Origin of the sequence: Arthrobacter sp. PGP41 (genome assembly GCF_002953935.1) — a bacterium.
Taxonomy (GTDB): domain Bacteria; phylum Actinomycetota; class Actinomycetes; order Actinomycetales; family Micrococcaceae; genus Arthrobacter.
Genome location: NZ_CP026514.1, coordinates 991,248 through 1,010,998, shown reverse-complemented (window position 1 = coordinate 1,010,998; position 19,751 = coordinate 991,248). Strand labels below are relative to the sequence as shown.

Annotated in this window: 16 protein-coding genes; 8 read left to right on the top strand and 8 right to left on the bottom strand. The window is 66.4% G+C overall.

All coding sequences use genetic code 11. The features are described from left to right. Positions 1-49 precede the first annotated feature (49 nt). From C3B78_RS04690 to glpD, 6 genes are all read right to left on the bottom strand, one after another. Positions 50-925 carry a serine hydrolase domain-containing protein gene (locus tag C3B78_RS04690; protein WP_104997037.1) on the bottom strand — a complete coding sequence of 292 codons (876 nt, stop codon included), beginning with the start codon at positions 923-925 and terminating at the stop codon, positions 50-52. A 70-nt stretch (positions 926-995) separates the two neighbouring features. Next, the gene (gene lipA, locus C3B78_RS04685) at positions 996-2,009 is read right to left on the bottom strand and encodes a lipoyl synthase (RefSeq protein WP_104997036.1); all 1,014 of its coding nucleotides are present in this window, start codon (positions 2,007-2,009) and stop codon (positions 996-998) included. Further along, positions 2,006-3,724: a glycerol-3-phosphate dehydrogenase/oxidase gene (locus C3B78_RS04680; RefSeq protein WP_234005519.1), complete on the bottom strand. Its 1,719-nt coding sequence runs from the start codon at positions 3,722-3,724 to the stop codon at positions 2,006-2,008. The genes lipA and C3B78_RS04680 overlap by 4 nt, the downstream gene beginning before the upstream one ends. Next, a complete protein-coding gene (locus tag C3B78_RS04675; RefSeq protein WP_104997035.1) occupies positions 3,714-4,514 on the bottom strand; it encodes a lipoyl protein ligase domain-containing protein in 801 nt (266 codons plus the stop codon). The genes C3B78_RS04680 and C3B78_RS04675 overlap by 11 nt, the downstream gene beginning before the upstream one ends. After that, the gene (locus C3B78_RS04670; RefSeq protein WP_158677181.1) at positions 4,511-6,022 is read right to left on the bottom strand and encodes an FGGY family carbohydrate kinase; all 1,512 of its coding nucleotides are present in this window, start codon (positions 6,020-6,022) and stop codon (positions 4,511-4,513) included. Before C3B78_RS04670 ends, C3B78_RS04675 begins: the two co-directional genes overlap by 4 nt. Continuing rightward, on the bottom strand, positions 6,019-7,656 hold the full coding sequence (gene glpD, locus C3B78_RS04665) for a glycerol-3-phosphate dehydrogenase (RefSeq protein WP_104997033.1): 1,638 nt from the start codon (positions 7,654-7,656) through the stop codon (positions 6,019-6,021). Before glpD ends, C3B78_RS04670 begins: the two co-directional genes overlap by 4 nt. A gap of 131 nt (positions 7,657-7,787) precedes the next feature. On the opposite strand from glpD, the gene C3B78_RS04660 reads away from it, so the two are divergent. From C3B78_RS04660 to pepD, 8 genes are all read left to right on the top strand, one after another. Continuing rightward, positions 7,788-8,822 (top strand): sugar-binding transcriptional regulator, encoded by a 1,035-nt coding sequence (locus C3B78_RS04660; protein ID WP_104997032.1) that lies wholly within the window; start codon positions 7,788-7,790, stop codon positions 8,820-8,822. Between the two features lie 146 nt (positions 8,823-8,968). Continuing rightward, complete coding sequence (locus tag C3B78_RS04655) at positions 8,969-9,916, top strand: 3-keto-5-aminohexanoate cleavage protein (RefSeq protein WP_104997031.1); 948 nt, start codon at positions 8,969-8,971, stop codon at positions 9,914-9,916. Between the two features lie 41 nt (positions 9,917-9,957). After that, entirely contained in the window at positions 9,958-11,202 is a 1,245-nt protein-coding gene (locus tag C3B78_RS04650; RefSeq protein ID WP_104997030.1) for an epoxide hydrolase family protein, read from the top strand. A gap of 189 nt (positions 11,203-11,391) precedes the next feature. Further along, complete coding sequence (locus C3B78_RS04645; RefSeq protein WP_104997029.1) at positions 11,392-12,516, top strand: sugar ABC transporter substrate-binding protein; 1,125 nt, start codon at positions 11,392-11,394, stop codon at positions 12,514-12,516. A gap of 82 nt (positions 12,517-12,598) precedes the next feature. Then, positions 12,599-13,630 carry an ABC transporter permease gene (locus tag C3B78_RS04640; RefSeq protein ID WP_104997028.1) on the top strand — a complete coding sequence of 344 codons (1,032 nt, stop codon included), beginning with the start codon at positions 12,599-12,601 and terminating at the stop codon, positions 13,628-13,630. After that, positions 13,627-15,177 carry a sugar ABC transporter ATP-binding protein gene (locus C3B78_RS04635; RefSeq protein ID WP_104997027.1) on the top strand — a complete coding sequence of 517 codons (1,551 nt, stop codon included), beginning with the start codon at positions 13,627-13,629 and terminating at the stop codon, positions 15,175-15,177. The genes C3B78_RS04640 and C3B78_RS04635 overlap by 4 nt, the downstream gene beginning before the upstream one ends. 5 nt (positions 15,178-15,182) lie before the next feature. Continuing rightward, positions 15,183-16,202 carry an ABC transporter permease gene (locus C3B78_RS04630; RefSeq protein ID WP_158677180.1) on the top strand — a complete coding sequence of 340 codons (1,020 nt, stop codon included), beginning with the start codon at positions 15,183-15,185 and terminating at the stop codon, positions 16,200-16,202. 79 nt (positions 16,203-16,281) lie between these two features. Next, a complete protein-coding gene (gene pepD / locus C3B78_RS04625) occupies positions 16,282-17,745 on the top strand; it encodes a beta-Ala-His dipeptidase (protein WP_158677179.1) in 1,464 nt (487 codons plus the stop codon). A gap of 456 nt (positions 17,746-18,201) precedes the next feature. Here pepD and C3B78_RS04620 read toward each other — a convergent pair whose 3' ends face one another. Beyond that, positions 18,202-18,870, bottom strand: a complete 669-nt coding sequence (locus C3B78_RS04620; RefSeq protein ID WP_199775334.1) for a 2-oxo acid dehydrogenase subunit E2 — start codon at positions 18,868-18,870, stop codon at positions 18,202-18,204. After that, entirely contained in the window at positions 18,867-19,730 is an 864-nt protein-coding gene (locus tag C3B78_RS04615) for a class II fructose-bisphosphate aldolase (protein WP_104997023.1), read from the bottom strand. Before C3B78_RS04615 ends, C3B78_RS04620 begins: the two co-directional genes overlap by 4 nt. Positions 19,731-19,751 lie beyond the last annotated feature (21 nt).

Here is a 19,751-nt window from a genome sequence, read left to right as displayed (position 1 = left end):
CGAGTGGATGAAGGCGACGCGGGCGGTGACGGGCTAACGGCGCCCGGACTTAGCTGCTGCAAGCTGGCGTGGGGTGTGGGAACCGGTCCCGATAACACTTCAGGACGGCGGAAGATGTCTCCGGCCACAGGCGTGCGGCCCAGGGCCCAAAATCGACGGTGGACAGGGCTGCGCAGGCCAAGTCCGCTTCCCGGTCCACCCAGAGGAAACTTCCTGCCATGCCGAAATGCCCGAAAGTGACGGGGGAATTATGCGGACTCGTCCAATGGGGTTCCTTGGTGCCGCGCACCTCGGCGCCGAGGCCCCAGGAGTTGTCCCAATGGCGGCCGAATCCGGGCAGTATCCCGGCCAGCCCCTGAAACTCAACTGAGGACAGGGCGTCCACCACGGAGTTGGTGAGGATGCGGGGCCGCAGGAGCTCCTGGGCAAGCCGGGCGATGTCACCGATGGGTGCCATGCCTCCTTTGGACGGCGGGCCGGCCAGCGATGTCCGGTCCATGCCGAGCGGCTTCAGGACCCGCTCGCTCAACTCACTTTCGAAGGGCCTGCCGGTCTGCGCGCTGAGATACTCTGCGGCCAGGTCGATGCCCCGGTTCGAGTAGATCCTCCTGGCCCCGGGCGTAGCCCGTACCTTTTCCTCCTCGAACCCAATGCCCGAGGCGTGGGCCAGCAGGTGGCGCAGGGTGGAATTCGGGGGGCCGGCCGGAGCGTCAAGCGAGGCGTCCCCCTGTTCTGTGGCGACGAGGAGGGTAAGGGCAGTGAGCAGTTTGGTCACCGAAGCGAGCCGATAAACGCGTCCTTCGTCATGGCAGCCCAGGACCCCTTCGGGCCCCACGACGGCGAGGGAGGGTGCGCCCGGCCAGTGTTTTAGCTGGACCAGCACGTCGGCGGCCAGGTCCGCAGGCTGGGTGGCGTGGTGGATCATGCTTCCTCTTTCGGTTCTGCAGGGCCCCGGCCGGGAAGCCGGAACAGGTCGGCGGCGAGGCGATGTGGTTTCAGCGGGCCAGGAGGGTTGCGGCTTCCTGGCGGGTGGTGCCGGAGTCCTGGATGCCGTCGGCGATGTGGGCGAGTTCGGCGGGGATGTCGCGGCCTTTTTTGCGCATTGCGGTGGCCCAGAGCCGGCCGGCGCGGTAGGAGGAGCGGACCAGCGGGCCGGACATGACGCCCAGGAACCCGATCTCCGTGGCCTCGTCCTGCAGGTCCACGAATTCCTGCGGCTTGACCCAGCGGTCCACCGGCAGGTGCCGCTCGGACGGGCGCAGGTACTGGGTGATGGTGATCAGGTCGCAACCTGCCCCGTGCAGGTCCCGGAGGGCTTCGGAGATCTCCTCGCGGGTTTCGCCCATGCCCAGAATCAGGTTGGACTTGGTCACCATGCCCAGGTTCCGGCCCTGCGTGATCACATCCAGGGACCGCTCGTAGCGGAACGCGGGCCGGATCCGCTTGAAAATCCGGGGCACGGTCTCCACGTTGTGGGCGAACACCTCGGGGGCGGAGTCGCAGATCGCCTTGATGTGTTCGGGTTTGCCGGAGAAGTCCGGGATCAAAAGTTCGACGCCGGTGCCGGGGTTCAGTTCGTGGATCTTCCGGACCGTCTCGGCGTAGAGCCACACGCCCTCGTCGGCGAGGTCGTCGCGGGCCACCCCGGTGACGGTGGCGTACCGGAGCTGCATGGCCTGCACGGAGCGGGCCACCTTGGTGGGTTCGAACATGTCCACCGGGGACGGCTTGCCGGTATCGATCTGGCAGAAATCACACCGCCGGGTGCACTCGGACCCGCCGATCAGGAACGTGGCTTCCTTGTCCTCCCAGCACTCAAAAATGTTGGGGCAGCCGGCCTCCTCACACACCGTGTGCAGGCCCTCTTTCTTCACCAGGTTCTTGAGCTGGACGAACTCCGGCCCCATCTGCACCTTCGCCTTGATCCACTCCGGCTTCCGCTCCACCGGGACAGCGGAGTTACGCTGCTCAACGCGCAAAAGCTTCCGGCCTTCAGGTGCCAAGGTCATTGCAGCACCCCCGAGATTGCCGTGCCGGCCCGGTGGCGTTGGGCGAGGAGCGACAACGCTGCCTGCGCCTCCTGCTCGGTCCGGCGGCCGTCCCAGCCGAGGCAGGGCGCCAGGTGCGAACCTACCTCGTGGGCGAGTTCTGCGGTGACCAGGCCGCGGAAGGCCAGGCTGGTCCGGCGAATCAGGACATCGGCGACGTGCGCTACATGCTCGTGCTCGGCCATCCAGGCGAGCTCAAGCACGCTCAGCTCGGCGGTGCTCCGCAGCGGGGCGTCCTGTCCTTGGGCAAGGAATGCCAGCACGTCGTCGGCGCGGGTGCCGTAGCGGGCCAGGAGCGTCCGGGCGCGGTCCGCGCTGATCCGAGGTCCGGTGCGGGCAGCGATCCAGGCCTCGATGCCGGCGTCGTCCTGGGGATAGGCCCGTCCTCCGCCGACGGGCAGGTTCCGTGTATCCACGGAGCGCACCCGCCCGAGCAGTCCCAGGACCTCGTCGGCCACCTGCTCGGACAATGCCCGGAAGGTGGTCCATTTTCCCCCGACGATGCTCAGGACGGGCCGGTCGGTTCCGGGCAGGACAGAGCGTTCGATGCGGTAGTCCCGGGACACGAAGCCCGGGGCGGTGTCGTCATGCCGCGGCAGGGGCCGGACCCCGGAGAACGTATGGACGATGTCCTTCCGATCCACTGCCACGGTGGGGAACACGTGGCGGATGAGGTCGAAGAAATACTGGATTTCGGCGTCCGTGCAGACGGGCTCGAGGTCCTCCCCCGCGTCCACGTCTGTGGTGCCCACCAGCACGCGGCCGCCCATGGGGTAGATGAGGACTATCCGTCCGTCGCTGTGCTCGAAGAAGATCTCGCGGCCGCCGGTGGCGGCCAGCAGCCCGGGGTGGTCCAAGACGATGTGCGAGCCCTTGGTCCCGCCCATGAAGCGCGACGGCGATCCCAGGGCTCCATTGGTCGCGTCCACCCACGCGCCGGTCATGTTTACGACGACGTCCGCGGCGAAGGTGAATTCCGCACCGGTGAGCTCATCGCGGAGGCGGGCGCCGCCGTCGTGCGTTCCGACGAACGACACGTAGTTCGCGGCGCGTGCGTGGGGCCCGGCTTCAAGTCCGTCCCGGAGCGCGTCCAGGGTCAGCCGCTCGGGGTCATGGACCGAGGCGTCGAAATACGTGGCGGTGTATTTAACGTCCGGCCGCAGGGCGGGTAACTCCGCCAGGGAGCGTTTGCGGCCCACGAACCGGTGCCGCGGGACCGTCCCGCCGCGCCGGGAGAACGCGTCATAGAGGCTCAGGCCCACCTTCACCAGGAGCGCCCCGCGTTCCTGCGGTTTGCCTGAGCGGTGCGTGATGAAGCGAAGCGGGGCGTTCAGCAGCCCCGAGAACGTCGAGAACACCGGGATGGTGGTCTGCAGCGGCTTGACGTAGTGCGGTGCGATGCGCAGGAGCCGGTTCCGCTCGACCACTGATTCGTGCACCAGGCGGAACTCGCCGTTCTCGAGGTAACGGATTCCGCCGTGGATCATGTGGGACGAGGCCCCGGAGGCGCCCTGGCAGAAGTCGCCGCGCTCTACGAGGGCCACCTCGACGCCCTGCAGCGCAAGGTCACGGAAGGTGCCGACGCCGTTGATGCCGCCGCCGATGATGAGGACGCGGGCGCGCGGATGGTCTTTAAGGGCCCGGACAGTGGACCGGACGGAGTGGTCAGTGGACACGGATGGCTCCCGACAGGGTGTAAGGCGAATGGGGGTCGATGGCACGCTCGGCACGGAACTCCGTGGGCGTGAAGCCGGCACGCGCTGCCGGCTGAAGCTGGGGCATCAGCGTGCCGGCCAGGGCTTCGCGGACGTCGTCCACGGTGGCTCCCTGCACGGCATCGGCAACGCAGCCGACGGATTCGGGGCGGAAGTCGAGGCCCAGGAGTGCGTATGCCTCCTCAAGGGCCGCCCGGGCCGGGCCCGCATCCTCAACCATGACGACGGCGCTAAACAGATAGCCGTCCTTGGTCAGGCGCTGCCCGGTGCCGGCCAGTTTGGCGCGCCCGGCGTGGTTGACGCTGAATTCGCCGGTGCAGTATTCGCCCGGCACGGCACCTATGCGCGCATCGGCCCCGAGGTCCCGGAGGGCCGTGGCGGTGTGGTGGCCGAAGGATTCGAAGCGTTCCTTGATCGAGCGCCGCGGGTCCGGGTGCGGCGCCCAGAGGTGGACCACCAGGTCACCAAAACCGTACAGCGCCAGGTGTCCCCCCACTGGCCGGATGATCGGTTCGTAACCGTGCGCTGCCAGGAGGTCACGGGCTTTTGGGTACCCGGGGCGGAGCGAATCCCGGCGGCTGAAGGCCGCCGTCGGAAGCGGCAAGGAGAAGTTCAGCTCACCGGCTGAGGCGGAGGAGAGCGCACGGAGCCGCCCGGCGATGAACTCCATGTCCTCCGGGCCGGAGCGCGGTTTCGGATCGCGGACCAGCCGGATGAAGCCGGAACCGAACGGCGGATGCTCGCCGTTCACAGCGTTCCGGGACCCGGATTCCGCCCGGTCACGGTCCTCACGGCGTCACACCAGCCTGCATACAGCTCCTCGCGCCGGTCCGCGGACATCGCCGGTTCGAACACCCGGTCGAGATGCCAACCGGTCGCCAGGTCGTCGCGGCCCCAGAGCCCTGCGCCCATCCCGGCCAGGTGGGCTACCCCCAACGCCGTGCGCTCCAGCTCGGTGGGGCGAAGCACGGGAACGCCGAGGATGTCCGCCTGGAACTGGCAGAGCAGGTTGCTGCGCGCCGCGCCGCCGTCGACCTTAAGCTCGGGAACCGGGTTTCCCCCAGCCACGAGCACATCGATGTTGTCCCGCGTCTGGTAGGCCATCGCCTCGATGCCGGCCCGGACAATATGCTCGGCGCTGCTCTCCAGTGTCAGCCCGACGATGCTCGCCTTGCTGTCCCGGGACCAGTGCGGCGCACACAGGCCGGCGAATGCCGGGACTATGTAGACACCTCCGGTGTCCGGCACCCTCCGTCCCAGTTCCTCGAGGTCGGTATCGGCGGAAAGGATCCCCAGGCGCTCCCGCATCCACTGCAGCGTCTGGCCGCAGTGGAACACAACGCCTTCGATTTCATAGGCGGTTGTTCCGCCCGCCGTCCAGCCGACGCTGGCGGTGAGGCCGTCCAGGATCGCGGGGGCCTGGCCGCTGTTGGCTGTCAGGACGCCGGCGGTGCCGTAGGTGTTCTTTACCGACCCACCCTCAAAACATGCCTGGCCGAACATCCCCGCCTGTTGGTCACCCATGATCGCCATGACGGGCACGCTGGACGTCCCCGGAAGGCCGACGTCGGCCGGCCGCATGTCGCCGAAGTGCGAATCGGACGGCAGGGCGGGGGGCAGCAGGCGGGCAGGGATGCCGCAGGCCTCGAGAAGCTTCTCGTCCCAGTCGCGTGTTTCAAGGGAGAACAGCGCCGTCCGGGATGCCTCACTGTGGTCCGTGAAATGCGACCGGCCTCCGGTCAGCTGCCACAGCAGCCACGTATCCACTGTGCCGGCGGCAAGCTCCCCGCGCTGGGCGCGTTCCCTGACTCCGGGCACATTCTCCAGCACCCAGGCGAGTTTGGCCGCGCTGAAGAAGGAATCGTTGAAGAGCCCGGTCCGCTGCCGGAACTCCGGGTCAAGGCCGTCCGTACTCCAGCGCTGGACGATTCCGTCCGTCTGCTTGGACATCCACATGATCGCGTTGTGGACGGGCTTCCCAGTCCGGCGGTCCCACAGGAGGCAGGACTCCCGGTGGGTAGTGATTCCGACGGCGGCCAGATCGTCCGTCGTGGCGCCCACCTTGGCCATGACAGCCTGCATGCTGTTCCGCTGGGCCTCCCACAGCGCGACGGGGTCGAGTTCAACCCACCGCGGCTTCGGGAAAAGGGGAGTCACCGGGTGGCGGGCCTCCGCCACGATCATTCCGTCAAGGGAGACCAGTACTGCACGTGCGCTCGTCGAGCCTTCGTCCAGTGCCAGGACGTACCGGGCGCTCACGGCGTGGAGCCCTCCACTGCGGGCCGGCCCTGCGCGGCGCGGGTGGGCACCGCAAGCCGTTCCAGCCATTCGCGGTAGCCGCGGACTTCGGCCGCCTGGCGCGCCTGGTCCCAGCCGCATTCGGCACCCATGACTGCAGCGGCCCGTCCGACCACGTCGAGGCCATGTCCCGGCTCGAAGGCCAGGAGCATCCGGCGTGCCAGGACATCGGTGAGCGTCTGGGCGAACTCACGCCGCACGGCGAGGAGGATCTCGGCCTCCAGCGCACCCGTTGCGGGATCGAGGACGGGGTGGCCCGCACCGGTGGCGTCCGCTTCGGCGATGACGTCCAGTGCCCGCGTCCCGTACAGGGCCAGCAGCCGTTCAATCGTCCGCCGGTCGAGGCCTTCCCGGCCCAGCGCGGCCCGCGCAGCACCGAAATCACCCGCTGCCCCGGGGAGCGGGAGGCTGGCCGTCACGCACTTCGGGCTCCTGCGTCCGAGGCGCTTGAAGACGTCGTCCACCGCGTCTTCGGCAAGCTGGCGATAGGTGGTCAGTTTCCCGCCCACCACGGTGATGAGCCCGGGCAGGTCCGGGGCGTGGTCGTGGAGAACATGGCTCCGGGGGATCTCCCACTCTTCCACATCAGGTGCGTAGGGCAGTGGGCGCACCCCGGAATAGGTGAAAAGGACGTCAGCGGGCGTGAGGTTTGCGCTTGGGATGAGTTCATTGACCTCGCCCAGCAGGTAGTCCATCTCGTCGGCGTCGCAACGGGCCTCGCCGGGATCGTCGTCGAACCGGAGGTCCGTTGTTCCGATGAGGTAGCGGCCCATCCACGGGATCACGAGGACAAGCCGGCCGTCAGTCTTGGACTCGTAGTAAACGACGTCGTCCGGGGCTCCCGGGAAGGGATCCACGATCAGGTGGCTGCCCTTGGTGCCGCCATTCAGGCGCGGCTGGTCCGGCGCGCCGCGGCGGAAGATCCGGTCAATCCACGGCCCGGCCACGTTGAGGACGATCGGTGCACGGACCTCATGCATTTCATCGGTCAGGGTGTTCCGGTAGCGCACGCCGACAACCCGTCCGCCTTCCAGGACAGGTTCCTCGACCCGCGCCTTGGTCCGGATCACGGCGCCGGCTCCGGCTGCCGCAAGGGCCACCTCGGTGCAGAGCCGCTCCGCATACTCAACCTGTCCGTCCGTGAAGACCACTGCCCCGCGGAGGCCGCCGGGTTCAATGCCCGGGAAACGGCGAAGGATCGCGTCCCGGTTCAGGACCTCGTGCCCCTGCGTCTTCTTGTCGAAGGACAAGGCGTCATACAGGAACATGCCGATCCGGATCAGCCAGGCGGGACGGCGGCTGTGCGAGCTCAGCGGCATGATGAGCCGGAGCGGTTTGACCAGGTGGGGCGCAAGCCGGAAGAGGAGCTCGCGCTCACGCAACGATTCGCGGACCAGCGCGAAGTCGCGGTGTTCGAGGTACCGCAGTCCTCCGTGGACAAGCCGTCCGGACCACGCGGAGACGCCGCTGCAGATGTCATCCTGCTCGAGCAAGACAACCCGCAGCCCCCTGAGCGCTGCATCCCGTGCGATTCCCAGGCCGTTAATCCCTGCCCCTACGACGACGACGTCGAACGGAGTGCTGAACTCCTCCATAGCGCTTCCCTTCCAGCCCCATAAGCAATAGAATAAATATTTGCAAGCTGCATTTCCATTTACAAGTGTTATGTGCCCCAAGTCACGTGTCAAGGGGGCCATAAGATGGGCGGAGCAAAAGAAGGAGTCCAATGAATGACATCGACGCGCAGCGACTGATGATCAAGGTTGCGCGCCTTTACCATACCCACGAGATGCGCCAGACGGATATCGCCAAACGTCTGCAGATTTCGCAATCCCGGGTGTCGAGGCTGCTGGCCCAGGCCGAGGACGCGTCGATCGTGCGGACCGTGGTGGCTGTTCCCCCGCATATCCATGCGGAGCTTGAGGAACGCGTGGAGGCGCTGTACGGACTCAGCGAGGTCCACATCATCGACGCGGTCAGCGACAACGAGCAGGAGCTGGGCAAGGACCTGGCGCACACGATGGCCTCCCTTTTGCAGGACGTGGCCTTCGAGGTGAGCACGATCGCGTTGACCTCCTGGAGCAAGACGATGCGGATGATGATCGACACCATGCTGCCCATGCGCACCCGGTGCAAGCACGTCGTCGAAACGCTGGGCGACCTCGGCCCGCCCTCGCTGCAGCACGCCACGGCACGGTCCACCCAGCAGTTCGCCGCCCTCACCGGGGCGCAGCCCGTTTTCCTCCGGACGCCCGGCGTGGCAGCAAGCCCGGAGATGAAGGAACTCCTGCTGAGCGGCGATCCGCATGCCCGGGAAGCACTGCAGATGCTCGACTCGGTGGATCTGGCACTGGTGGGCATCGGCGCTGACGAGATCGATCCGGACCTGCGCCCGGGGGACAATTTCTTCTCGGACGAGCAGTTCGCCCGTGTGCGTGCACTCGGGGCGGTTGGGGAAGTCTGCCTGCACTTCCTCGACGCCGACGGGAACCCGATCGACTCGGAACTCGAGGACCTGGTGGTCGGCATCACCCGGGAGCAGCTTCGCAACGCCCGGCACCGGTGGGCGGTAGCCGGCGGCGCCCGAAAGCACCGGGCCATCAGGGCAGCAGCGGCCGGCGGGTGGGTGGACACGCTGGTCACGGACGCGGCCACCGCGCGCTTCCTTGTCGACACGGCTTCGGCGGACCGCAAGGCGGCCGCGGACCTAAAGCCCGCGCAGTCAACCCCGCGGCGGCGGACGGCCGCCTCGAAAGCCTAAAACCGCCCGCGATACCGGGCACCTATTGACAACGGTGTGACGTACGTCCCATGATCGATTGCATATTCATTAGAAGTGCGCATATCGATTCACACCCCTGCGGCTGACTAGCGTGAATCGGCGCCACGCCACCTGCAGGAGGTACCGTGTCCACCGCCCTCGACAAATACGCCGACATGAAACCGAACTGGGACTACCCGGTCGTTATCGAGTCCCACATCAACGGCATCCGCACCAAGGAGATGAACCCGAACACACCCATCACCTACGAGGAAATCGCGGAAGACGCGATCAGGTGCTGGGAGGCAGGCGCCGGGGCGATCCATGCGCACAACACCAGCTTCGACCTGCTCGGGGAGAACGCCTACAAAGACTACATGCGCACCTGGGACCGGGTCCTCGAGAAGCACCCGGACATCACGTGGTACCCCACCACCTGCAACAACCTCCGGCTGCTGCCCCACGAAAACGGGCTCGAGCACGTGCCGCACCTGTACGAGGGCGGCAACGTACGCATCGGCTGCGTGGACACCGGCCTGACGCTTTTCGCCGTCGAGGAAGACGAGGAAGGCTACCTCTCCGGACCGGAGTTCGGATTCAACTACCAGCGCGTGGCAAGCCAGGTCAAAATGTTCCGCGAAAGGGACCTGGCCATGGTGTTCGGCGTGTACGAGCCAGGCCACCTGCGCCACGCCATGCACTACGTCAACCGGGGCCTGTCGACGCAGGGCTCCATGTGGGACTTCTACCTCATCGGAGACTACGGTCTCACCGCCATGGAACCGATCGGCACCAACGGCATGAAACCGAGCCTTGAGAGCCTTTACTACTACCTCACGATGATTGAGGAAGCCAAGGTCAGGCACCCCTGGTACATCTCGATCTGGGGACAGGGCGCCCTCGATGACACCGCCATCCTCCGCCGGGCCATCGAGCTCGGCGGCCACATCAAGACCGGCTTGGAGCTCTTTTACGATCCGGCCCGCAACCCCACCAACCTCGAGCTCCTCCAGCAGGCCCAGGAGATCGCGCGGGAGGTGGGCCGGCCCATCGCAACCCATGAAGAAGCGCGGGCCCTGTACAACATCACCTGAGCACGTCAAACCCAACCATCTATTTTTCACGAGGAGGCGCAATGGCTGCGCACAACGAAGGCGGGGTCACCCCCTTCACCATCTCGATCCCGGATGAGGACCTCAAGGATATGGACGAGCGGCTCCGCCGCACCCGATATCCCGTGGACTTCGCCAATGACGACTGGCGGTACGGATACAACACCGACTACCACAAGCAGCTCGTCGATTACTGGATCCACGAATACGACTGGCGGGACGTCGAGCGGCGCATGAACGAACTGCCGCACTTCAAAACGGAACTCATGGGCGTTCCGCTCCACTTCATCCACGTCAAGGGCAAGGGGCCGAACCCCATGCCGCTGCTCATCCACCACGGCTGGCCCTGGACTTTTTGGGACCTCCGTAAGGTCATCGGACCGCTCTCCGACCCGGCGAGCTTCGGAGGCGACCCGGCGGACGCCTTCGACGTCGTCCTCATCTCGCTCCCGGGTTATGGCTTCTCCTCGCCCCTGACCGAACCGGGCTGGAACTGGTGGCGGACCGCGGACCTGGAGAATGCCCTCATGAAGGACGTCCTCGGCTATGAGAAATACGCAACGGCCGGCGGCGACTGGGGCGCCCTCATCGCCCAGCAGCACGGCCACAAATATGAGCAGGACGTCTACGGCGTCTACACGCACTTCCCGGCCCAGATGAGCCACTATCTCGCCGAACATCCCGACGCCCCTCCGGGCGTGAAGTACGACCCCTTCCTCGGACTCCCGGACGAGAGCGAGTACAACGACGCGGATGAGAAGGGCTGGTTCGAACGCGGCAAGCTCTTCGTCCAGAAGGAGAGCGGCTACGGCGAAATCCAGTTGACGAAGCCCCAGACGCTTGCAGCCCTCGTGGCCGACTCCCCCGCAGCCCAGCTGGCCTGGATCACGGAGAAGCGTTACTTCTGGGGCCTCGAGGAGCGCGGCCAGGGCACCGAAGCCTTTGAGCGCGTGTGGCCCAAGGAGGATCTGGTCACCACCGCCGCCGTGTACTTCCTCACCAACACCGGCGGCACCTCCTCGCGCTACTACTGGGAGTGCCGCGGCAACCCCTGGAAGCCCTCCCACGACAGGTTCCCGGTAGTAGGGGCGCCGACCGCCATCGGCATCTACCCGGGCGAAATCTACAAGCCGCCACGGAGCTGGACCGAGAAGTACTTTAACGTCCAGCAGTACCGCGTGCACGACGACGGCGGCCACTTCGCCCCGCTCGAGGTGCCGGACACCTACGTGGACGACGTCCGGACCTTCTTCAGGACGCTCCGCTAGGTCGGCGTGCAACTGTGGGGAGCCTGCTTGGCAGGCTCCCCACAGTTGTTTAACCCTCGCGGGCACCAGTGTTCGGCAACCCCTTGACAGGCGCTTGTGAGGTAACGCACACTCGTTAGCATGCAAATGCAGTAGCTGAATATTTATCTTCAGTTGCACTTCGGGTCGTCTCTCACAAAGGAGTCTTTGATGCACCTCAGGAAATCCATTGGGCGCCGCATTGCGGCGTTCGGGCTGGTGGCCGGCCTGTTGGCCACCACGGCCTGCTCTTCAACCACGGCCGGCACCCAGCAGCCGATCGACAAGAAGGACATCGTGCTGGTCGCGTCGGTCATCAACACGACCAACCCCTACATGGCCTCCATGATCGAGGGCGCCAAGGCCCTGTCCAAGAAGCTTGATGTGCCCCTCGAGATCGTCGACTCCGAGGGCAGCTCGCAGACCGAAATCTCCAAGATCCAGGCCATCCTTGCCCAGGGCAAGAAGGTGGCACTGATGGTCAACACCGTCGCCAGCTCGGATGCTCCCCCCATCATCAACGCCGTCAAGGCCGCCGGCGGCTACGCAACTGTCTGGTGGAACAAGCCGGACAACTTCGAGCCGTGGGACCAGGGCGACAACTTCGTGGCCTTCCAGAAGCACTCCGGCGTCGAGAGCGGCCAGTGCACCGCCAAGGCACTCGCGGACAGCATCGGCGGCAAGGGCAACATCGTGGCCCTCGCCGGCGTGCTGGACAGCACCACCAGCCAGACCCGCGTCGCCGGCCTGCAGGATGCACTCAAGGCCTACCCTGACGTGAAGCTCCTCGACACCCGCCCGGCCAACTGGGACCCCCAGCTCGGCCTGAAGGAGACCCAGAACCTCCTCGCCAAGTACGGCGACCAGGTTGACGGCATCTGGGCTGCCGACGACGGCATGATCATCGGCGCCGTGCAGGCCGTGAAGGACGCGGGCCGCATCAACGACGTCAAGTTCGCCTCGGACGGTCTCTACCCGCCGGTCGTCGACATGATGAAGGAGAACATGGGCAACGGCGCCATCGCCGGCGAGACCTTCCACCGCGGATTCATGGCCGCCGCGATCGGGCTCTACACCTCCTACCTCGCAGCCACCGGTGAGATCAAGCCATCGGAATTGCCCAAGGAGAAGCGCAACAGCCTGTTCAAGCTGAGCTGCGTCACCCCGGACAACCACGCCGAATTCACCAAGTACGACGGCGATATCGACGGCTGGATGGACGATCTGATCGAAAACGGCCCCTGGGACACCGAGCCCGTGCCGCTGGTCTCCGGCGGCCCGGAGAAGCTGCCCTAACGGACCGCAAACGGCGGCTCCGGACACCGCGCAGACGGGTCCGGAGCCGCCCCATCCGGAGCAACCACGACAGGTGAAAGTAATGACACAAAAGGACACCGGGACCGGCCTCCTCGAGGCGCCCGCCCCATCACAGCCACCCCTCCGGGCAGGCCGCCGGTTCGAGGCCAAAAACCTCGGCGAAGTGCTTGCCCTGGTCGGACTGATCGCCGTTTTCGCGGCGCTGAACCCCGCGACGTTCCTGACGCCGGAGAACCTGCGGACCATCCTGGACCACGCGTCCCTTCCGCTGATCATCGGCGTCGGCGCCACCCTGGTCATCCTGACCGGTTCAATTGACCTCTCCGTAGAGGGCGTGATGGGCGCCGCAGGCATGACCTTCGTCCTGATGACGGCCAACAGCCGCGGAAGCGCAGACCTGGGGCCCTGGGCCATTGTTGCGGCGCTCGCCGTAGGCGTGGGCCTCGGCCTCCTGAGCGGCCTGGTGCACACGCGCCTCAAGGTTCCCTCATTCATCGTCACGCTGGGCGTCTGGTTCGTGGGCCTTGGAATCGCCACTGTGCTCTTCGGTGACGAGTCCATTCCCTTCCTGCCCGACGGCGGCATCAAGGGCTGGCCGTCCACCCTGACCTTCGGGTTGCCCAACTCATTCCTGCTCGCCGCCGCCTTCGTCCTGGCGGGGATGTTCGTGGCCCGTTTCACGCGGCTGGGCCGCTTCGCCTACGCGATCGGCGACAGCGAGGAGATCTCCAAGGGCAACGGCATTCCGGTCCTCAGGTACAAGCTCTACGTCTTCGTTGTCGCCGGCGCCTGCAGCGCCGCCGCCGGCGTGTTGGCAGCCCTGAAACTCGGCGCAGGATCGGCCACCGTGGGCGTGGGGACGCTCTTCCTGACCATCGCGGCCGTGGTGATTGGCGGCACGTCCCTGGGAGGCGGTAAAGGCGGCATCCTCCGCACCGCGATCGGTGTGCTCATGCTGACCGTCCTCAACAACGGGCTCATCCTCAGCGGGGTCAGCCCGAACATCCAATCCGCCGTCTCCGGAACCGTCCTGATCGCGGCCGTCCTCGTGGCTACCTGGCCGCACCGCAGCAGACTGAGGATCGTAAAATGACCAACGCTTCCCTGGCGCCCCGCACCGGCGTCGAAACCCCGGCACTCAAGCTGACCGACATTTCGAAATCCTTCGGCGCGACCCACGCGGTCAAGAATGTCTCCCTCGAGATCCCGCGCCATGAAGTGGTCGGGCTGATCGGCGAAAACGGCGCCGGCAAATCCACCCTGCTGAAGATCCTGACCGGGCTGCACCAGCCCGATTCGGGAGTCATCGAGGCAGACGGCCGGCCGGTCAAATTCCGCAGGCCGCAGGACGCCGTTGCCGCGGGCATCGGCGTCGTGCACCAGGAGCAGTCGCTCCTGTCCAACCTGTCCGTCGCTGAAAACATCGCGATGAATGCCCTGTCCTCCAAGGATGCGGCCACCAGTTACGGGTTCTACCGCTGGAAGCGCCTCAATGCGGAGGCAGCCGCCATCCTCGCCCGCGTTGGCTCCACCATCGACCCTCGCACCACGGTCAGCGACCTCTCCTTCGTGGACCGCCAGATGGTCGAAATCGCCCGGGCACTGCGAGTGGATGAGGCCATCCACGCAGCACCGCTGGTGATCCTCGACGAGCCCACCTCAGTGCTGGAGCGCAACGAAACGGCGATCCTTGAGCGCGAGATCCGCTCACTGCGGGAAATCGGTTCGGTGCTGTTCGTCTCCCACCGGCTCGACGAAGTCCTCCGGATCTGCGACCGCGTAGTGGTGATGCGGCACGGCGAAGTCGTGGCAGACGTGCGGCGGGAGGAAGTCAGCGAAGATGACCTCTTCCGCCTCATGATCGGACAGGAATCACGGGCGCGGGTGCGCAAGGGCGGCAACGCCGCGGGCGCCGTCGCGGCCATCGAGGCCAAGGGCCTGAGCCGGAAGGGGCAATTCAAGGACGTTTCGTTCGCCGTCTCTCCCGGGCGGTCCCTGGCCATCGTGGGCGCCATGGGCTCCGGGCGCGAATCCGTCTGCCGGGCCCTCTTCGGAGCCGAGCCGTTCGACTCCGGCACCCTCGAGGTGGGGGGCCGCCCCGTCCAGGGCTGGTCGATGCGCCGCGCCGTACGGAACGGACTGGCCTACATCCCCTCCGAACGGAAAGTCGAGGGCATGGTCGGCGGCCTGAGCGCGGCCGAAAACCTCACCCTGGTCCATCCGCGCGAAGCAGCCAGGGGCCCGTTCCTGCGGCGCAAGGCCCGTATGAAGGCCGCCGAGGAATGGTTCGAGCGCCTCGACATCCGGCCCCGCGACCCCCGCCTGCCCCTTGGCCGCTTCTCCGGCGGCAACCAGCAAAAGGTGGTCATGGCCAAGTGGCTGCGCGCTGAGGAGCTTAGCGTCCTGATCCTTGACCACCCGCTCCGCGGCCTAGACCCGGGAGCTTCGCAAACGGTGAACGACCAGATCCGTGCCGCCCAGGAGGACGGCGCCGCCGTGATCCTGCTGCCCGACACGCTCGAGGAGGCCCTCGAGATGGCGGACGAGATCATCGTGATGCGCGACGGCGAAATCACCGCCCGCTTCGACCTCTCCGTCGCCAGCCCGACTTCCCTCGACCTGCTTGAAAAGATGGTGTGAATCCCATGTCAAAGAAAGCCCTTCTCGAGCATCCGGCCACAGTGCCGGCCGCCGCCGACGGCAAGGCGAAGTCCGCACGCCGCCCGCGACGGAATCTGTGGTTCACCGCCGGGCCCTTCGCGGTGTTCCTTGCCCTGTTTGCCCTCGTGGCCATCCTCCGGCCGGCATTCCTGACCGGCGGCGGCATGGCAATCCTTGCCGTCCAGGCCGCGACCATCCTCCTGGTTGCGTTGGGGCAGGCGATGGTGCTCCATGTGGGTTCCATCGACCTGTCGAATGCAGCGATCGTGATCTTCGCGGCGATCATCCTCGCCCAGACCCTTGGGCCCCTCGGTCCCGCCGCACCCGTCGTCACCCTCGGCGTCGTGACCCTCATTGGGGCCGCCAATGGTTTCCTGGTTGCGTTCGGCCAGATCCCGTCCTTCGCCCTGACGCTCGGCACGCTCGGCATCCTGCAGGCAGCTTCACTGGTGATCAGCAATGCGACCACCGTGTATGCAACGGCGAACAGCCAGCTCCTCGCTCCCCTGTTTGGGACCGCGTTTGCCGGCCTGCCGCTGGCCTTCTGGGTCGGTGTGCTAATGGCAGTGGGCCTGTGGGCCTTCCTCCGGTTTACCCGGGCCGGTGAAGGCATGACAGCCGTGGGACTCAACGAGAAGGGTGCTTTGTTCTCGGGCCTGCGGACCCGCTGGTTCAAAGTGCTGGCCTTCGCTCTCTCCGGTCTTCTGGCTGGCCTCGCCGGCATCCTCGTCATTGCACAGGCCGGGGCAGCCTCGTCCTTCGGCCTGGGAAGCGACCTGCTGCTGCCGGGTATCGCGGCCGCCATCGTTGGCGGGACGGCCATCACCGGCGGCACCACCAACCCGATCAACATCGTTTTTGGCGCCCTCACGGTCGCGCTCGTGCCTATCGGCGCGGCTGCCGTGGGCGTGACACCCCAGGCGCAGAGCCTGGTCTATGGCCTGGTGATTATCGCCGCCGTGGCGCTCACCATGGGCCGGGGCCACACTGAAGTGGTCAAGTAACCGCCGGACCTCCGAACACTCCATGTCCTTGTCCTCCGAACCACCGCGAGGCCTTCCTCCTCTTTCCGAAAGGCACCCCATGTCAGTTCTCAAATCACTCCAGCCGCAAGAGGTGTTCTCCTTCTTCGAGACCCTTGCCGGCATCCCCCGCGGCTCCGGCAATGAGAAGGAAGCTGCCGACTGGGTGGTCAACTTCGCCCAGGCCCGCGGGCTGGAAGCCACCCAGGACGACCTGCACTGCGTCCTGGTCCGGAAACCGGGCCAGCTCGGACTTGAGGACGCGCCGCCCCTCATCCTCCACGGGCATCTGGACATGGTGTGCGAGAAAGAGGACGGAGTGGTCCACGACTTCGAACACGACCCGATTGAACTCCTCATCGAGGGCGACTTTGTCACGGCGAACGGCACCTCCCTGGGCGCCGACAACGGCATCGGCGTCTCCTACATCCTGGCCCTCCTCGACTCCACGGACATCCCGCATCCTCCGCTTGAAGCGGTCCTGACCGCCATGGAGGAAAAGGGAAAGGTGGGGGCCGCCGGATTCGACACCTCCAAGTTGTCCGGCAAGCGCATGATCGACTTCAACTGGATCACCGACAAGGAGATCCTCGCCGGCTGCAGCGGCGACATAACCTTCACCGTGGACATCCCGGCGGAATGGGAGGCGGCTCCCGCCACGCATTTGGATGCGCTGCAGCTCAAGGTCCGCGGCTTGTCCGGCGGACATTGCGAGTTCGATATCCATCTTGAGCGCGCCAACGCCGTCCTGGTCCTCGCCCGGGCACTCAACACCGTACTTGCGCAGTACGACGTGCGGATCTCCGACCCCCACGGCGGTGCCCAGAACAACGCCATCCCGGCGGACGCCCAGAGCACCCTTCTCGTGCGGCCCGAGGACGCGGACGGCGTGCGCAAGGTCATTCTGGAGCTTGAGGATGTGCTGCAGAACGAATACCGCCAGGCTGACCCCGGCCTGCGCCTCGAACTGGCACCTGCCGAGACTCCGGACCGGGTCTTCTCCGCCGCGGCCGCGGCACGCTTCGCCCGCCTGACTGCACTCATCCCGAACGGCGTCCTCAGCTGGAGCCTCACCGTTCCGGGGATCGTGGAGAGCTCCAATAACCTGGGCACCGTGCGCACCACGGCCAACGGCGCCAGGCTCATGTCCACCATCACCGCCGCGGTGACTTCCCGCAAGCACGAGATCCTTGACCGGGTCCGGGCGCTCGCCGCACTCGCAGGCGGCGGGGTCACCGTGGAGGAGTACGGGCTGGACGCGGCCGAATTCCCCTACCGGCCGGACTCGCCGCTGCTGAAAGTGGCACGGGAAGCTTTCCGCGATGTCATGGGCCAGGAAGCAGACGTCCACGTCTCCCAGTGCAGCCTGGAACTGGGTATGTTCAGCCAGAAAATCCCCGGACTGGATATCATCTCGATCGGCACTGAACTGCACGATCTCCACTCGCCCAAGGAGACTGTGAACCATACTTCGGTCACCCGCGTATGGCCCCTCGTCAAGGAGGTTGTGTCCCGTCTGAAATAAACGGGCACCCGTCCACTGAAACCAAGGAAACCCCCGGCTATGAAGGCCGGGGGTTTCCTGCGTGTCCAGGGCCCCTGGGCCTGTCCCGCTAAGGCTGACCCATCCCGGAGCTGAGGCCCCGGCTGGCGCCACCCGACGCAGCCGCTGCCCGGCGTCGTCCCCTGTTCGTCGCGTTAGCCTGCTGTCCGTCAGGCGGCGGCCGGAAATGCGGTCCAGGGCAGACGGGATACGGCGCATACCCACGGTGCCACTCCAACAAACGTGCGTCGGCGTTCGTAAGTGGGCGCGAACAGGCAAGTGCCCTACCGGAACAGATAGCGGGCCCGCACCGCGGTCAACAGCTGCTACTCCGCAGGTGACATGTCCTCGGTATCCACGGGACCCGCCGTCAGCACACAAAAAGGAGGCCGGACAACCTTGCGGTTGTCCGGCCTCCTTTGCCGCGGGTGCTCCCAGTCAGCTTGATTCGAGGTTTTCGCGTATTGCGGCCAGGAACCGGGCGCCGGTGGCGCCGTCAATGGCCCGGTGGTCGCAGGTGAGGGTAAGCCTCGCACGGGGCCTCCACGCACCCTGCCCGTCGTCGGTCGGCACGAACTGCTGGCGCGTGGCGCCGACGGCGAGGATGGCAACCTGCGGGACGTTGAGGATGGCATCGAACCCGTCGATCCCCATCATGCCCAGGTTGGAGACGGTAAAGGTACCGTCCGTCACGTCGTCCATGGTGAGCTTGCCCTCGCGGGCGCGCTGGACGATGTCCCGGCGCGCATCCGCCATACCCGCCAGGTCAAGCGACGCAGCGTCCTTGATGACCGGAACCACCAGCCCTGCCGGAGTATCGACGGCCATGCCGACGTTGACGCGCTCGAACCGGGTGACGGTCTCGTCGGCGTAGTGCGCGTTCAGGGCCGGGTGCTCCCGCAGCGCGGCCGCGCAGGCGGCAAGGATGGCATCCGTGACCGTGGCACCGGGGCTGCGCTCCTTCACGCGGAGCGCAGCCCCCATGTCCGCCTCAACGGCAAGGTGGAAGGCGGGCGCCTCCCACGCGGCCACCATGCGCCGCGCGGCAGTCCGCCTGATTCCCTTGAGCGGGACGACAGTCCTGCCCTCTTCCTCGACCGCCGTCACCGCTGTGCCTGGACCAGGCCCCGGGCCTTGCCGGCGCATCCGTACAGCTCCATCTTCTCGATGGTCGCCTGGATCATCCTCTCGCGGCCCTCAGCCATCGCGTCTTCCAACTGGCGGTCACCCTGGGACCAGACGGCCTCGATGCCCGAACGGAACGCGAGGCGCAGGTCCGTATCCGCATTGAACTTGTGCACTCCGGCAGCCATGGCAGCGCGGATCTCGTCATCCGGGACACCGGAGGCGCCATGGAGGACCAGCGGGATGTTCACGGCGGCCTCGATTTCCTTGACCCTCTGGATGTCCAGCGGCTGCGACGTCGCCAGGGGGACACCGTGGACGATGCCCACGGAAATCGCGAGGAAATCGACTCCCGTCTCGGCGACGAAACGCTCCGCTTCGGCAACGTTGGTGTAGTAGGCCTGCCAGTCTACTTGCTGGTCGGCGTCGGGGATCTTGCCCAGCTCGGCCTCCACGGGGATGCCGAAGGAGTGCGCCACCTCGACGACTTTCCGGGTGGTGCGGATGTTCTCCTCGAACGGAAGGTGGGCGCCGTCGTACATGATGGACGTGAACCCAAGCTTGATGGCCTCGAAGACTTCCTCCCACGGCCCGTGGTCCAGGTGGATCACGTATTCGGCCTCGGATTCCTCGGCGATGCGGCGCGTCATCTCGTAGGCCTTCTTGAGCCCCATGTGGGGCACGATCGCCCGGCCCACCTGGAGGAACACCGGAGACTTGGCACGTTCGGCAGCCCTGACGAGCGCTTCAGTAGTCTCCTCGTTGTGCATATTGAACGCCCCGACGGCGTACGCGCCCTCGGACGCGTCCTTAACGATCTGGCGTGGATCGACCTGTGGCATAACCGGCTCCCTTTCCTGCCC

What these genes read in the sequence shown, in the direction of transcription:
- C3B78_RS04630 (WP_158677180.1), top strand. Translation starts at nt 15,183, where the DNA reads ATGTCAAAGAAAGCCCTTCTCGAGCATCCGGCCACAGTGCCGGCCGCC.
- C3B78_RS04660 (WP_104997032.1), top strand. Translation starts at nt 7,788, where the DNA reads ATGAATGACATCGACGCGCAGCGACTGATGATCAAGGTTGCGCGCCTT.
- C3B78_RS04645 (WP_104997029.1), top strand. Translation starts at nt 11,392, where the DNA reads ATGCACCTCAGGAAATCCATTGGGCGCCGCATTGCGGCGTTCGGGCTG.
- C3B78_RS04640 (WP_104997028.1), top strand. Translation starts at nt 12,599, where the DNA reads ATGACACAAAAGGACACCGGGACCGGCCTCCTCGAGGCGCCCGCCCCA.
- pepD (WP_158677179.1), top strand. Translation starts at nt 16,282, where the DNA reads ATGTCAGTTCTCAAATCACTCCAGCCGCAAGAGGTGTTCTCCTTCTTC.
- lipA (WP_104997036.1), bottom strand. Translation starts at nt 2,009, where the DNA reads ATGACCTTGGCACCTGAAGGCCGGAAGCTTTTGCGCGTTGAGCAGCGT.
- glpD (WP_104997033.1), bottom strand. Translation starts at nt 7,656, where the DNA reads ATGGAGGAGTTCAGCACTCCGTTCGACGTCGTCGTCGTAGGGGCAGGG.
- C3B78_RS04635 (WP_104997027.1), top strand. Translation starts at nt 13,627, where the DNA reads ATGACCAACGCTTCCCTGGCGCCCCGCACCGGCGTCGAAACCCCGGCA.
- C3B78_RS04650 (WP_104997030.1), top strand. Translation starts at nt 9,958, where the DNA reads ATGGCTGCGCACAACGAAGGCGGGGTCACCCCCTTCACCATCTCGATC.
- C3B78_RS04615 (WP_104997023.1), bottom strand. Translation starts at nt 19,730, where the DNA reads ATGCCACAGGTCGATCCACGCCAGATCGTTAAGGACGCGTCCGAGGGC.
- C3B78_RS04690 (WP_104997037.1), bottom strand. Translation starts at nt 925, where the DNA reads ATGATCCACCACGCCACCCAGCCTGCGGACCTGGCCGCCGACGTGCTG.